Here is a 14,714-nt window from a genome sequence, read left to right on the forward strand (position 1 = left end):
ATCCGCTTCTTGTCGAAGCGTCGGATTGCTCGGTTGTCACAAGGTAACGAGGTAACCGTCGGAGAGCGTGATAAGGTTCACGCCTTAAATTGCATCGGGCGTATAACACAATATCCACTTCGAGCTAAGATACATGAATACAAAGTGATAGTGTTTATTCGATACGAGCGTGAATGTTGCGCCGCCCGCCGATACATTTGCTCCCCAAGTCACAGTCTGATTGCCTCCCGTCGCTTTGGCGTGGAATGCGAGGAATTGCCCGTCAAAGCTGCCGGAAGAAATATCGAGATTCAGTCCGCCGGTAACGGGTACGATATATTGCGTCGTACCGTCTGCCGGATCGAGTGTGACGTTCGCCGCGTAGTTGATCGACGCGGCTTGATGGTATTTAACACCGAAGTTATCGAGTACAGTTATCATACGTTTCGCGGACGCCAACGACTTGCGTTACCGTCATAGTAAAAGTCTTGGTTCTGGAAAATTCGGATCACGGTTGAAGCGATTCGATTTGCCGTCGTACCTTCAGCCGTATCGTTTGGCGACCATTTGATGCCTTTGCCGGTATTATCGAGAATATTGAGCTCGTAGCCATCCTCACCGTTCGCAATCCCACACAGATCATAGGGGCCAACACCCGCAGAAGAGTCTGTCAGAATAATATTGCGGCAGCCCTGAGGATCGAGCCCCGTGATCTTGCTACCGGAAAGATACCCCGCCGCCCAGATATCGATTGTGAGTATACGTGCATCGATATGACCCATTATATGCAGCGAGCCGGCTCCGTCGAGCCACCATAAGGAAGCGCTGCTGGAATCCTGGCCTTCGATCATCACAGCCGATGCATCGTCGCCCGAACGCTGACGGAAGATCGACGTCTTGTTCTTTGCCGTGTATTGCACGACCTGATCTGCGCTCGTCGAAAGCAGGAACACGCCCGTCGGTATTCCGAGCGCCGACGCAAGCGAAGCGACGGTCGTTGCTTGCCATGGCCCCGTGCTGCCGCTAAGGTTTGCGATTACATAACCCGTCGGGGTATTGACAATCCGGTCAATCGGCATCGCGCCTGCGCCGATCGACCACATTTGCGAACCGTCGCCGACGTCGGATCCCGCGAGCCCGGTTGCCGAATCGATCGAATCGGCTGGATATGGGTAGAGCGAAATGATCTGCCAATAATTGGTTTCGAGGTCATATCGACATATGGCCCACCCTCCGGGCTGCACCTTCCCTGCCGTGCCGTGATAGTTGGCAAGGTCGAATCGCATCCATGCCGACGAGTGCGTATCGTGGTGCTTAATCGTCATCACTTTCGACGTTCCGTTGCGGAACATCACCAGGCGCGGGGCGACGTTCGATCCGCTTGAACCATAGGACGAATCAATGGCACCTGTCAGGTCGAAGTTATTGGTGGCATTGTAAAACTCTATAACCGAATAGCCGATACCATTCACATCGACGAGGCCGATCTCGTCAAGTCGTGTTGCCGATGCGACATTGATCTTTGTCTTGTTCAGCGCGAGCGAGTACATCCAGAGATCGGTTTCGACACCGTTGGCGGGTGCGGTCTGATTTCGGATATTGTTCGCCGGGTTCACCAATAGAGAATTCTTGCCGCTGCCGACGGACGAACCGCCGCCGCCGCTTGTACTGCTGCCGATGTTCGATCCACCCACGGATCCCGATGTTCCGCCGTTATCACTAATGATCGTAAGGTCATTAATTACCGACTCATCGGATGGAACTTCAACGACCCGGAAGCGCGTCACACCGGTCTTTTCATTGAGGTAGAGTTTTGTAACGCCGAAATATACCGTGCTTCCGTAGCGATTCTTTCCCTGCAATTTGAAATACTCGAACATTCCAGAGATTTCGCCACTATCGTTACGAAAGCTCTTGACCGTGTATTCCTTTTCGGTCTCATCGATCAGCAACGCATTTGCCATGATGAGCGCAGTGGAAGACAGGTCGGAGAAATTCTGCTCTCGAATATTCGTTGAATCTTTTGTCAGTCCGCCCGACGTAATCGTCGAACCATCTTTCAGTTTAAGTGTACCGGAAAATTCTTCATAGACGATATTATATTCACCCGCTTTATCGGTGTGGGTGGCATTATCTGCATCGCCGATATCTCCAATGATTGCCTTATCAAAGGCACTCGGCCAGATAGATGGCTCGGGGGATCGTTTGATGTAATCGTACGATCCAATCAACCATCCCTTCGACGGCTGATATAGTATTCCTCCGTCCGAATCCGCTTTTTCCTTGAAATAGTATACGCAATCGTGTTGCTCCGAAATATCGACACTATTGTCATAGATAAAATTATCGGCCTTATAACCACTGAGCTCCCCCCATTTGCGCGTACCGCCGACATAGGTGAGTTCGATTACATCTTCACCGGTCCTCGGCTTGCGCGGACAATAGACGCCGGTTTCGGATCCTCGGTGCTTCACATGAACGCAGGTCTTGGCGAAGTTTCGGTTGAACGTCTTTGGCTTCTGCACGTGGATGGCATTCTGCATCGCCGTCGGGGCCGTTTCCGTCGTCCTGCCAATGCGTTTGAACTTAAGTTTCGGTTTGCCGAAGTCATCGCCGCTTTGATTGTACCCCCAGAGCATACTGCATCGAAACCGAAGCGCCTGATCCTTCAGAACGGCGGCATTGCTCATCGACCATTGGTAACCGCCCTGCTTTTCCCACTGGTAAAATCCGTCTCCGGCATAATAGAGATCACCGTCAGTGGTGAATGTACCTGAACCGTTTATCGGATTACCCGCTCCGTCGGCGAGTGTGAAATGGTAGTCATCAACAATGAGCGCAGTTTTAGTGCCTTGAAGATGGATATTTGCGGATGTGTTGCCGCCGACATTCAGCACGAAGACCGGGATACCTGCATATTTGAGTCCATGCGGTTCATCTGTTTCGAAGATAATCGGCGATGTGTTGGTCGCCCCTACGATCTTACGATGCTCGAGCACCGTACCGCGTTCCGAATCCGCAGCCCATGCGTCGGTCGCTGCGCTTGTCGCACTACCGCCGTAGCCACCAAAGACCTTGAGGAATTGATATTGCATCGGGTTCACGCCGAACACCACATTATAGTTCAGGTGCATGAAGTCACTCAGCTGCGTGCCTGATATTAGTGTCAGCGACCATTCGTCGGATCCGCTTGGCGATGCGAAGCTATGACCATAGGCGTCGCAGACACGTTCGACGTCGGAGGGGTCGAACGTGAAGCAACTGATATCTGCAATCTTCTGAATGATCGACGTGCGAGTGATGGCGCAGAACCCGAATGGCACTCCGTATGGGTTGACGGGCTTGACGGTATCTGTGAATCCGAGATCGACGCGGTCAAAGAGCTTCACGTCATCGGGATAAGAATATGCAGCAAGATTGGTACGATCGATATCCCCACCGATCGCTTTGAACGATGATGTAGGAGTAAGATTGTTCTTCAAGAAATCTACCGTGCCCACTACTCCATTAATACCGAATCCGGTATGAAACTGCTTGCGCTCGCCGTCAACAATGTCCGAAGCCGTGAAGCCGGGGATCGGGTAGCTCTTAACCTTGCCGGAGTTCGTACCGGTGACGAGCTCGGCAACGACGTGCTGATCGGTACTGCCGAGGCCTGTCGTTGTCCGGAATGTCCATTCAGAAAGCGTCAGTGCCGAGAAATCACCGGGGCTTTCCATGTAGTACACCTCGTCAGTAATATTACTGAAGTCGATTGAACCGCTGTAATATACCGGATTGGTCTTGAATGAGTAGTCGGCATTGATATCCAACCTGCACACCCAATAGCGGGCCTTTGGATCGTTAAAGAAACTGCCAAGGAACGTCGTGCCGGCTGCCTTGAAATCCATGTCTCCGGTTGGCGCGCCGTTGATCGTTCCGTGAGCCTTGAAACTATCGAACATCGAGAAGTCCCACGAGAGCGGGACCATATTGCCGTCCTCGTTCGAGCGTTCGATCGCCGTGTCGCCCCAATGAGCTCCGTCGAAATACTGATTCGGGTTGCCGACAATAAGCGTATCGTCCGGATGTGTTTCGGGCCATGCATGCGGCGAAGACCGGCCACCGCCAGAGACATTCGACCAGTCGTGGGTACCATCGTCGCGCATCAACCGGAGTTCGCAAATACCGTCGCTGATCAACAGGCCGCGAAAGACGATGCAATTGGGATTCGGCAGTGGCATTAGTAGTTCGGGAAAGTGTTGTTGATCACTCGATTCTGTGACGACTTATTGCTCTGACGCATCATATCAGATGGAATGGCGGTATCGCGGCCGTTCGAATATGCCTGATGCAGCGCGTCGAACTTCGACTCCAACCGCGAGAAATCGTATCCGCCGCCGCCATGCGAGCCTCCACCTCCGCGCATATAGGCAAGCGATTCTGCATGCGGGATCACGCGATAGCTCGAGCGAGGCTGCATAATCTCCGGACCGCGTTCGCCGACCCAGAACGGTTGATTCGTTGGTGTGTTATCGGTGCCTTCCGCGAACCCGAACAGGCCGCCAAGAATACTGCTGGCAATGCCGCCACCGGGGATGAGTGCGAGCATAGACTTCGCAAGACCGCCGACCATCGACGTCGCCGCGGCTTTTTGTTCCGCTGCGCTGTGAGCACCCATGAACTGCCGCAGGCCGCGAGCACCCGTGACGGCAGCATCAGCGCCGAATTGTCCGTCTTTACTGTTCGCTGAAGGAGCGGTAGGGGCGCTAGCCTCTTGCGCCTTGCCTGTCTCCGTAACCTGGGCGGCAGTCTCTTTCGACGATTCACCGAGCGTCTTGAGGTGTTGCGTGGCATCCTTCGCTGCATCTCCGAGGTCTTTCAGGTGAGTCGGCTCTTCGGCGTACGCACTTTCAATACCAAGGTGAGCTACACGTTCGGCGGACGGCAGCAATTCCGATGCTGCATTAAACTCCGTATGGTGAAGGGATCCATGGACCTGGCCCGACGCATAACCAAGCACCGACGGAAGCAACACATTCGCACCGCCGGATAGATAACGCCCCTCCTGAAGTTGGTCAACACCTTCGTTGATCGAACCAAGGTTCATTAAATTCGAAGCGCCTACCGCTCCGGCACCTGCCGCCTCAAGCCCCTGTATGCCGGTCGTATAACCGACCATATTCCCGGCGAAGCGAGGAATAGAGAACCCTTCGTGCCCACTGCCGAGAAACTTGAACAGATCGTCGCGGTTTTGTTCATATCCATGTGCAATCGACGGCAGGACGCCGCCTATTCCCTTGTTCATCAATTCGTACCCGCCAACCGCTGTGTTGGCGAATATCTCTGCTATGCCTGCCGGGAATTGCGCGAAAGACTTACCTACATCGGCCATTCCGACACTTTCGCGTGTTCGCTCCTCGTCACGTTTATCTTCATTGCGCCGACGACGCTCTTCCTGCTTCGCTTTATTGAGCTCTTTTTGGAATTCCAGTTGACGACGAACAGCTTCTTCTTTTTCCTTCTCACCTTTGGTGAGCTCGGCGGCATCGTCTTTCGATACGTGTGGATAGTTGAGTATGTAATCGGGGAAACCCGTGCCGTCCTTGAAGCCTGGCATTCCGGCGGACTGAAACAGGCCGACCATCGAGTTTGGGATGATCGTGCCCGGAACGTGGTCGATGCGGATCTCCGGGCCTTCCTCGCCAACGAGATACGGTGTGCCTACGGGCGTCGAACCGCCTTTCGCGCGTTTCGGGATATTACCGAGGATACCAAAGATGGAGTTCAGCGGTCCAAGACCGGGGATGGCACTGAACGGACCGCTATCCGCCGTGTCTGCTTTCTTCGCGAAGAGCGAATCAACTAGCTTTTCAACGGCCTTGCTCGCCGCAGTTGCTATCGCATTCCGAACGATGGACAGGAACAGATCGGCAAACCAATTCTTCGCGTCTGCCGTCTTCTGCTGCAAGGGCTGAAAGAACTGCTGCTCGAATGCGCCGAACATCTGCTGACCGGCGCTCTGGGCGATGGACTCGGCTTCCGAATATTGAGCCTTCCACGCCTTATTGAGAATATCCGCGCGGTCGCTGATATACTTTTTGGCCTTCTCGGTCAGGATCTCTTCCTTGCCATAATATTGATCCTGTTCGCCCTGCCACCGGATTTCAAGCAATGCGAGTTCGCGCTTGGTATCATCCGTGATGTTTTCGGCTTTGGCGTTGGCGAGCGTCTTTGCATCGTCAAGGCGCTCTTTCTCTTTATCTCGATCAAGCTGCCGAAGGTGCTCGGCGTCGGATAGATATTGCTTTTCCCATTCCTTTTGTGCGTCGAGAATTGCTTGTCCTCGGCCTTTTTCCAATGCACCGTAGTCCTGACCGAATTGCTTGGCTGCCGCGATCTCGGCGTCGTAGTAAAATAGCGTCAGCGCGAGTTTGCGCTTGCGGAATTCGCCTTCTTTGTCAATGATACGGTCATCGTTCTCAATATCCTGACGGGCCATCTCCGTGTAGTGCGCGAGTTGGTCCTCGGACTCTTTGGTCAGCGCATCGTAGCGAGCCTTGGCGATCTGCTCGGGAGTCTTCTCGGTGCCGGACTTACCGGAAGACGCGGCTGTCGCTTGCGACGGATCGAATGACGACACCTCAGTGAGCGCGTCGTTGTACTTCTTGATCTCGCCGCCCATGCGCTTAATTTTGTTCTCGAGCGCAGAGAGTAATTGCTCGGACGCCTCTTTTGACAGACCGCTGGTCTGCCCGCTTTGGATGGAGAGCTTCAGCCGTGCCGCTTGCTGTTCGAGCAGGGTAATGGAGTCACGCTGACCCGAAAGAGCGGCCATAAAATCATCGTTTGCCGCCTTTGCCTTTTCGGCCATCGCGGCATCCGTGCCAAGGGCGGATGCGTGTACGGTGACAGATCCCGCTGCCCTTTTGGCGGACTCGGCCTGTTGGTCGATAGCGCTTTTGATCCCTAGCTCGGCCTCTTCCTCCTTCGTGGTTGTACCTAACAGCAGATCGAGACCTACATCGGCCTTTTCCGCCCATTCACCCACGGACCCTATCCATTTGATGGCCAGTTGGCCTAGCCGCTCGACTTGGTTTTGACGCCGAATCGATTCTCGTTCTAGTGTCCCGTCTGCGGACGCGATGAATTCGGCCTGGCTCTTGACGAGTTGATTCGTGCCAGCAATAGCCCGACCAAACAGGTCCTCTTTGGAAGTCGCCTGCTCCAGGTCTTTCACGAGCGCAGGCATTGACATCCGCAGTCTGCCGAACACTTCCTTGCCTTCATCGCTATACATTCCTTGCGAAATGCCTCGGATGAATCTGTCGGCGGAAATCTCACCCTCAGTACCGGCGGTCTGTTTTTCAATCGCGGCAGCCGCCTGCACGATTTGCCTATTCTGTTCGCCTACAAAATGACCGGTGAACGCTGCTATCCGCGACAGCTCCTTCCAGTGGGCTTCGGTTATGCCCAATGTTTTACCGAAGCGTTCGTAATCCTGAATTGTCTGATTTACATTCGCTCTAGCCTGAGCAAACGTCAACCCTGACATTTGATATGCGCCCTGCAATTGTCGCGTTACCCGTGCGGATTCTTCACCGAGCTTGACGATCTCGCCGGTTGAAAGCCCGATACCCAATGACGATGCTACGCCGATCAGCTTGCCACTGAATTCACCTGATAATTGCTGTCCGATCCCAAAAATGGATTTACCGTTCGAGCCCTCCTTCACATTTCGAATGTGCATCAGGGCATCGATCGTCTCCTTCTCGACTTGCTTGGCGTTAAGGATGGCCTGCTGCGTCTCTTCGTTGTTATCCTGCTTCAGCGCATTGTTAATCGCCTTAGCTTTCTGACGGTGCTCTTCGAGCAGTACCTCGATCTTACGAAGCGAAAGACCTTTGAACTGGGCTTCGAGTTCGGACTGACGACGAAGCGACGCCTCTATAGTTGCAGCCGAACGGTCGGTGCCGTCCTTCTTGACGACGGATCGAGTAATGATGTCTGCCTTTAACGCTGCGAGCTCGCGGTCCCGATGCGCTTTGTTATCGCGCTCCTCATCGGCTATAGTCTTCCGATTCTGCTCTAGCTCAAGGCGCTCGCGTTCTTTGTAGAAATCAACGAACTGCTTGCTTCGTGGAGGGACCGTCGATCCGCTCGTCAATTCGTCAACGCGAGCCTTGGCCTGTGCCCGGAGACGTTCACGACGTGAATTCTCTTCCTTCTCGGCTTCCTGTGCACGTCGCTCGCGGTCTTTGGAAAGCTGCGTGTCCCCGGCAAGGATCTCGGCGTTAGTTTGCTTCTCCGACTGAAGGCGTTTCGCACGAAGATCAGCATCGTGCTTATCCCAAGCCGCATTCATCTGAATGCGCTTCGCCGTTTCGTCGCTGATAATCTTTGTGACGCCACGTTCATGGATTGCTGACCGTTCGGCGTAAGCCTTCGACCGCTCCTCTACTTTCTTGTAGTACCCGGATTCCCATGCCTGCCATGATGCCTCTGCTGTATCCTTATGCGATGCTATGCGCTTGTTATTGTTCTGTTGCTCTTGACGAACAATAGCAACGCCCGAGTCCTGAAACTTGCGGTTGACGGATTGAATGAGTTCATCGATCTGGCCAAGAAACGCATCGGAGTCCTCGGCCGTGAACCCTAGTCCTATCAGTAAGTTATCGGAGTCGGTCGTTGCCATTGTCAGAGCGGTTTATTCATATTGTCTTCGACCTTCGAACGGATGCGTTCGGAGATCGCGAGATTCGTAAAGAGTGCAAGCTCTTCCGGATGCGGATCGATGCTGATCAACTGCCGGAAGGCCGTGAATCCGTCTGCCGCTCCGAAGTATCGGATGTAATGACGGTATCGTTCGGGGACATAATCGGTGATGGCTTCGAAGCTTCTGGGCTTTCCGTCGCCGTCGAGTTCGAGCTCTCCTTCACGACCTGCCCATTGTTCTCGGAAGGCTCGGTCGATGGCGTCTTCGGCGTCCCAATGGGGAGTGGCTTCTCGAAGGTATCGATAAAAAAATCGCGCACGAGTGCCACCTCCTCCTCCGAGAGCTCATCGACGACCGTGAGCGGATCCGGTGCGTTGCCGACGGGCGTCACCAATACCGAGACGATGGCCCGGAACAGGTACTCGGGGATGAAGTCACGGTAGTACATTGCCGTCTTTCCGTCGTCCGTCGGCTTGAGGTACGTGATCTGATAGAGCGCGTACAGGAAGGCGCGATTATCGTCGATCATCGCCGAACGGTTGCCGCTGCCGTTGTCATCTTCGAGCATGCGGCTCATGTGCACTCTCGCGGCTTTGGAGAGTGCGGCCTTCAGCGCGGCGGCGTAGAATCCGCTATATGCTGAGCGGATCTTATACTGATGACCGGCAAGCGTGACGGTCGTGAACTTCGGTGTTGGCTTGGTTTCGGTATTCATTGGGCAAAGAAAGAAGTGCGGCGGCAAGCAGACGCTGAGCGCATGCCGGCCGCCGCATGATGAATGATATGCTTAGTTCGCAGCGGTCTCGGCCTTCGGCACGGGAGCGGCTTTCGCTTCCGGCTTGTCCTCGACGTAGTTCTCGGCGAAGTGATCGTTCGAGTATGCCGTGTCCTGCGGCTTGCCCGGTGCATCGAATACGAGCCAGAAGCCCGGTTCGACGATGAGCGCACCGTGCCCGATGGCCCTCTTTCCTGTGTGCTGCTCGGCGAGGATGGTCTCGCCGGTCGCCTTGTTGCGATACTTTTTCATGGTTAGTTCGTCCCCCTGTTTTTAATGGCAAGTGTGTCTGCGTTCGTTACGCCGATATCGATCGCCTCGGTGGCACCCGACGTCTCGGTGACGTTCAGGCAGGTCTGTCCCTTCACCTCGAAGTCGATGATATGATCATCGTCGGCCTTGGTGATGGACATTTTCGACGGGACTGTCGGCAGACTGATCTTTCGACCGTCGGCGAGCGTGGCAAGGATCGCAACGCCGGCACGAGCGTCGGTCGTCCAGGCCTTGATGTTCGACGCACCGACGGACTTCGACTTGCCCTTGAGGGACCAATCGAACATCGAATGCGTGTATCTGTTGCGGGTGTCCTTGTCGTATTTGTCCGACGACTTGAGCGTGAAGTTCATGTCGAGCATCGCGCCTTCGAGCGCTGCGCCGGCGGCGTTCGTGAACTGGAACGACTGGAAGTTGCCCGGTACGTCCGTGGTCAGGTCGTAACCGCCCGCACTCATGCCGATTGTTCCGGTGCCCGCGCCGCCGGTCGTCGCAGCGACAGCATCTGCCATCCAGTCAAGCTCGTCGTCATTGACCTGACCGCTGAACATGGCTGCGAGCTTCGACATCGTCACGGTGTGCGAGTATTCGAACGCCGGACCGAGGTTCGTCGAACCATTCGGTGTTGCGGGCGTGGAGTCGTTGATGAAGTACCAATAGTCGCCGTCGGCCATTTGCAGCTTGGCATCGACCAACCCGTTCTTGATCAGCAGATACAGGTTCAGAAGCATCGGCCAGGTGGCGCGAAACGTCTCGTGACGGACCTCGACATTATGGGCATACGGACGATATGCCTTCTGGAAGTCGTCGTTCGTCACGCTCTCGGTCTTGAACGACCGGAGATAAGCATGCCCGAGGGACAAAGCCTCCGGGCTTGTGAATGCATTGCCGGTGGGCACGACGAGCAAGCTGTTCACTCGCTGAGCGCGTCCGGACTTTAACCCTTGGTGTACTGTAGACATTAGCTCTCCTTGTTAGTTAGAAATATGGAAAAACTCGTAAGCAACTCATCGGGCTTGGCGTCGATCATGCAGCGCGAGTAGTCATCGCAGCGACCGCCCTGATTCCACCCGCGTGAATACCGCTTCGAGCATGGAGCCGTGCAGCCCTTATCGTTCGGCGCGGACAGCACGACCATGCGCGGCCCACTTGAATACCGGTCATATTGACCGAGGATCGTGAAGGGATCGGAAGGACCGAAGACCGCGAACGTCGGCACATTAAGGGCCATCGCGACATGAACGATGCCGGTATCGACGCAAAAGACACCACGCGCATTGCCGACTGTCGAAATCAGTTCGGGGAGTGATCCAAACATCGTCTGCCCTGCCCCGAGCCAGACCACGCCGTATTCGCGATTGAGACGGCGGTGAATGTATCCGGCAGAGGCCAGGTCGCGCTCGGGCGACGAGGCGGTCGGCGCATAGATCACCGCGCGTTCATCAATCGATTCATCCACAGCGAAGCCGAGCGCCGTCGGATAGTCAAACGACGGGGGGGCCGTGATGCCGAAAAACGATGCGAACAGGTCGGTGAAATTCGTTAAGCCTGCACCGTCAGCCGCGATCTTCTCGTCGAGCGACCATTCGCAGAGCCAGTAGACCGAGCCGAATGTCGTGAGCGAGTCTTCCGTGAGACCAGGACGAATATTTTCTGCCGGAATGAATTCGCAGCCCGCACGCTCATAAAGCTCTTGCACGAATGGAGTCGCATAGACAGTGAGTTCGTAGCCAAGACGTCGGAGTTCATAGATCACGGGCAACGACGCGATGTGATCGCCAAGGCCCACCCACAGATTGTCGTGGCGGGCCATCAGCAGCAATAGGCGATTCGGATCGCCCGAACCGTCGAAACGGCTGACCTGCCTGCCCGGCGATGTGTAATTCGGCGTCATGCGTCCTTCCAGTCCTGCGGTGTGCTGAAATACGTTCGGACCTTCATTGTCACGATCACCGAGAAGTAGTTCTTACCGAGTTGGCGCTCACCGCCACGCACCGTCGGCAGCGTGTTCGACATGCGGACACGCCATGCGACCTTGTTCAGGAACTCCCAACGACGGTTTAATACCGCATGCGGAAGGCCGTCGTTATTGTATTTGTTTGCGACCATCGGATGAAACAGCGCCATCATGCACTGCCGGAAATGCGCATTACGGACCTTCTCGAAGTCCTTCACACCATCGGGACCGTTGTTGTATAGGAATACCGCCAGAACGTCATTCACCGTCGTGTCCATGAACGTTTCGATCGCGGTAATGTCGGACAGCATCTCTGCCGTAAATAGCCTGCACGTCGGCGTACCGGCTGGATCCGGGGATTCGCTGACCGCACGCTCGAGTGCGACCGACCAACCGCGGCCGACGTCAACAAGCATCGGGCGACCGTTGAGATCTTTCGCGCCGCCGAGTGCTTCAATCGCGTCGTCGACGAAATCGTCGACCGGATTCTGCTCGAGGCCAATCAGTTCGCCGTTCTGGTACCAGTCGGATAACTGCAACATGCTCATGCCGCGATCTCCTTTTTGATAGCCTGGACGACAGCTTGCTTGACGGCAGACCGATTCGCGGGATTAAGGCCGATATGCTTACGTCGGCTCGTGAGGCCTTTGGCGATGTCTTCAAAGTCAGCCCCCGGACGTAAGAGCGCCGTGCCGTCGTTGGTATTGACTTCGAATGACTCTTTGTAGCTTCCGGTGCGATAGAGATCTGGCGGGTCGCCGCGATAGCCCTTACGCTCGCGACCATAGATTCGGTAGATTGGTGTATACTGTTCGAACGGCTGACCGTCCACATCCAGGCCACGGCTATTTGCGTCCCAGATCAGCTCGCGGGATTTCTCCGCTGCCGTCGTGACGCCGGTCGTCCGAAGCGCTTCGTTCGCTCTCGCGAGCTTCGTCCGGATTGCCGTTGTATCGATGCGTAGGATCATGTACTCTCTCTCTCCCGAATAAAAAGGGGATGCCACCCGTGTGGCAGCACCCCCTCCCCTTGTGACTAACCGAGCCTCGCGACGCGGTTAAAAATCGTTACCAAATCGCGACCCGTCTGCCTACCGGTCGCGCTGCTTCCACCTCGTAGTCGGAGATCACGCCGTCGCCGTCGATATCCCATCGCACGAGCGAGAAGTCACCGGCGGAGATCCGTTTCTTACCATCGTCACTGAGACGACCGTACTTCGCTTCGTCGTACTTCGCGCTCATCATCGTTTCCACCGTGAAGCTGAAGCGGTCTCCACGGCCTTCGCGCTCGGTAATCACGCCATCGGCAGCCATGAGCATGAGCGTTGCATAGCATGCGCAGTTGACGAGCACGTCCGGGTTGTAGATCAGATCCAGCGAGTCCTCGTTCGCTGTCCTGCGCCATACCGGAGCGGCCAGTGTGCCGATGTTACGATAAGCGAATTGATTGTCGATCTGATTGGTATCGATCAGGATCGCCCCGGTCTTGGCCGTGTTCGCCAGTGTGCCATTCGTCGGGATGCCTTTATAGCAATAGACATTCGGCTCCGTCGTGACGCTGCCAGCATCGAAGCCGTTGATAGCACCATAAAAACCGAGATACGCATCCCCGGACGTGCCGCTGCGTTCGTCGAATGGCATCACGAGACGTGCACCGGACTGATCGACCGCACGTGCTTGGTCATTGCGTCGGTCGTCGATCTGTTGGCGCATGAATGACATCCATTGCTTCACCGTCTGCGGGAACCGCTTATCGGCTTCCTTGAGCAGATCGAACTTGAGGATGCGGTTCTTCGCAATGTCGATCTTGCGCTGTGCGTATCCGTTGAAATCATCCGACCCCAGGGATCGGCTCGATATGACCTCCATCTGCTCGATCGTGTCGCGAACGTCACTGATCGTGCAGAATTGCTGTTGCGCAAAGGTCTTCTGAGCCATATCCCTGTGATCGAAGTAGATACGGTGTTACTGGATCTTCGTCAGGCGCAAGTAGGAACCGCTTCGAAGCGTAGCGACACCCGACGTGTTCTTCTTGTGCTGAATGACGACGTTTCCGGTCGTCGATCCTACAGTGACGGTGCCATGCATATTGACCCACCCGGTCTGAGAATTAGCGTCATTCCAGGAGTGCCCCGCCGTAGCATCGGCTGTGATCGCGTCGGAGTTGAATTGCGATACCGTGGTGTCGGTGCCGAAGGCGATCGCTTTGATCGTAGCCCCGCTCGGGATATCAACAGCCAGTGACATTCCGGCTGCTGTCGTCGACCCGGTATAGAGATACGCGTCGAGCTCCCAAGTCGAATTCGAGTCGACCGCGATCGAGAGCGGCGTAGACTTGAGCCCGGTGGTGGAGTTCGTCGAATCTGCCGTCAGTACCTTCTGACGGATAGCGTTCTTGGCTACGTGCTGCTGTGCGTGGACGCTCAGAGCCGTAGCGAGCAATGCGAAGAGAATAAGTAGTCTTTTCATGGTTAGCTGACGGATGAGGTGTCTGGCAACGCATCCCATGATGGGTTGCACGGAGTGTTCGAGGTATTCTGGTACATCGCCGGAGGATCCGGCGTGACGTAGCAGAGCACTTGGCCTTTGGCCGAGTTACGGTGTGTCGCTTCGACGCCCGCCGTCTGAATGGCGATGGCGATCGTCGGACTCGTCCCAGAAAGCGAGTTGACGTAGGTCAGTAGATCGACGATCTGTTTTCCCTGTCCGTTCTGGAACGTGATTTTGAAGACCCCGATACCGGACGAGAGCGATATATCTTCGACGAGTGTATTGCCCGAGCCGTAAACGGTATCGAGAGCAGCTTGCACGTTGGCAAGCAGCGTGAGGTTGGTCGCGCTCCAGGTAATCTGTCCAGTCGTCCCGGCACTACCGGTCAGCTGAAACGTCCCTGAGGTCGGTGTACCGCCGATCGTGACATACTGCACGCAGTTGGTCCCGTTCGTCGGCGCGGTGGTTGTCCGTTTGATATTCATAGTCTTACCTTGTGAATATGTGGTGAAGAGTTAGGGCGGTGATAACCGCCCCTTCTCCTAT

General features: G+C 55.3%; 12 protein-coding genes. All 12 read right to left on the minus strand.

What is annotated here, in order from left to right; translation table 11 throughout:
* Window positions 1–84 precede the first annotated feature (84 nt).
* The 12 genes from JSS75_07150 to JSS75_07205 all read right to left on the minus strand — a co-directional run bounded on the left by JSS75_07150 (window position 85) and on the right by JSS75_07205 (window position 14,653).
* On the minus strand, window positions 85–420 hold the full coding sequence (locus tag JSS75_07150) for a hypothetical protein (protein MBS1903460.1): 336 nt from the start codon (window positions 418–420) through the stop codon (window positions 85–87).
* Entirely contained in the window at window positions 417–4,202 is a 3,786-nt protein-coding gene (locus JSS75_07155; GenBank protein MBS1903461.1) for a hypothetical protein, read from the minus strand. The genes JSS75_07150 and JSS75_07155 overlap by 4 nt, the downstream gene beginning before the upstream one ends.
* Window positions 4,202–8,653: a hypothetical protein gene (locus JSS75_07160; protein ID MBS1903462.1), complete on the minus strand. Its 4,452-nt coding sequence runs from the start codon at window positions 8,651–8,653 to the stop codon at window positions 4,202–4,204. The genes JSS75_07155 and JSS75_07160 overlap by 1 nt, the downstream gene beginning before the upstream one ends.
* A gap of 106 nt (window positions 8,654–8,759) precedes the next feature.
* A complete protein-coding gene (locus tag JSS75_07165) occupies window positions 8,760–9,389 on the minus strand; it encodes a hypothetical protein (protein ID MBS1903463.1) in 630 nt (209 codons plus the stop codon).
* Window positions 9,390–9,461: 72 nt separating this feature from the next.
* The gene (locus tag JSS75_07170; GenBank protein MBS1903464.1) at window positions 9,462–9,701 is read right to left on the minus strand and encodes a hypothetical protein; all 240 of its coding nucleotides are present in this window, start codon (window positions 9,699–9,701) and stop codon (window positions 9,462–9,464) included.
* A gap of 2 nt (window positions 9,702–9,703) precedes the next feature.
* On the minus strand, window positions 9,704–10,684 hold the full coding sequence (locus tag JSS75_07175) for a hypothetical protein (protein MBS1903465.1): 981 nt from the start codon (window positions 10,682–10,684) through the stop codon (window positions 9,704–9,706).
* Window positions 10,684–11,616 (minus strand): hypothetical protein, encoded by a 933-nt coding sequence (locus JSS75_07180; protein MBS1903466.1) that lies wholly within the window; start codon window positions 11,614–11,616, stop codon window positions 10,684–10,686. The genes JSS75_07175 and JSS75_07180 overlap by 1 nt, the downstream gene beginning before the upstream one ends.
* On the minus strand, window positions 11,613–12,221 hold the full coding sequence (locus JSS75_07185) for a hypothetical protein (GenBank protein ID MBS1903467.1): 609 nt from the start codon (window positions 12,219–12,221) through the stop codon (window positions 11,613–11,615). The genes JSS75_07180 and JSS75_07185 overlap by 4 nt, the downstream gene beginning before the upstream one ends.
* Before the next feature lie 2 nt (window positions 12,222–12,223).
* On the minus strand, window positions 12,224–12,649 hold the full coding sequence (locus JSS75_07190; GenBank protein ID MBS1903468.1) for a hypothetical protein: 426 nt from the start codon (window positions 12,647–12,649) through the stop codon (window positions 12,224–12,226).
* Between the two features lie 97 nt (window positions 12,650–12,746).
* The gene (locus JSS75_07195) at window positions 12,747–13,616 is read right to left on the minus strand and encodes a hypothetical protein (GenBank protein MBS1903469.1); all 870 of its coding nucleotides are present in this window, start codon (window positions 13,614–13,616) and stop codon (window positions 12,747–12,749) included.
* 27 nt (window positions 13,617–13,643) lie between these two features.
* Window positions 13,644–14,147 (minus strand): hypothetical protein, encoded by a 504-nt coding sequence (locus tag JSS75_07200; GenBank protein MBS1903470.1) that lies wholly within the window; start codon window positions 14,145–14,147, stop codon window positions 13,644–13,646.
* Window positions 14,148–14,149: 2 nt separating this feature from the next.
* A complete protein-coding gene (locus tag JSS75_07205; GenBank protein MBS1903471.1) occupies window positions 14,150–14,653 on the minus strand; it encodes a hypothetical protein in 504 nt (167 codons plus the stop codon).
* Window positions 14,654–14,714: the final 61 nt, after the last annotated feature.

The organism is Bacteroidota bacterium (genome assembly GCA_018266755.1).
Classification (GTDB): Bacteria; Bacteroidota; Ignavibacteria; order Palsa-1295; family Palsa-1295; genus JAFDZW01.

Bases quoted from the DNA above. Each gene is read 5' to 3' on its own strand.
- JSS75_07200 (MBS1903470.1), bottom strand. From the start codon at position 14,147: ATGAAAAGACTACTTATTCTCTTCGCATTGCTCGCTACGGCTCTGAGC.
- JSS75_07205 (MBS1903471.1), bottom strand. From the start codon at position 14,653: ATGAATATCAAACGGACAACCACCGCGCCGACGAACGGGACCAACTGC.
- JSS75_07165 (MBS1903463.1), bottom strand. From the start codon at position 9,389: ATGAATACCGAAACCAAGCCAACACCGAAGTTCACGACCGTCACGCTT.
- JSS75_07195 (MBS1903469.1), bottom strand. From the start codon at position 13,616: ATGGCTCAGAAGACCTTTGCGCAACAGCAATTCTGCACGATCAGTGAC.
- JSS75_07160 (MBS1903462.1), bottom strand. From the start codon at position 8,653: ATGGCAACGACCGACTCCGATAACTTACTGATAGGACTAGGGTTCACG.
- JSS75_07180 (MBS1903466.1), bottom strand. From the start codon at position 11,616: ATGACGCCGAATTACACATCGCCGGGCAGGCAGGTCAGCCGTTTCGAC.
- JSS75_07150 (MBS1903460.1), bottom strand. From the start codon at position 420: ATGATAACTGTACTCGATAACTTCGGTGTTAAATACCATCAAGCCGCG.
- JSS75_07185 (MBS1903467.1), bottom strand. From the start codon at position 12,221: ATGTTGCAGTTATCCGACTGGTACCAGAACGGCGAACTGATTGGCCTC.
- JSS75_07175 (MBS1903465.1), bottom strand. From the start codon at position 10,684: ATGTCTACAGTACACCAAGGGTTAAAGTCCGGACGCGCTCAGCGAGTG.
- JSS75_07170 (MBS1903464.1), bottom strand. From the start codon at position 9,701: ATGAAAAAGTATCGCAACAAGGCGACCGGCGAGACCATCCTCGCCGAG.
- JSS75_07190 (MBS1903468.1), bottom strand. From the start codon at position 12,649: ATGATCCTACGCATCGATACAACGGCAATCCGGACGAAGCTCGCGAGA.
- JSS75_07155 (MBS1903461.1), bottom strand. From the start codon at position 4,202: ATGCCACTGCCGAATCCCAATTGCATCGTCTTTCGCGGCCTGTTGATC.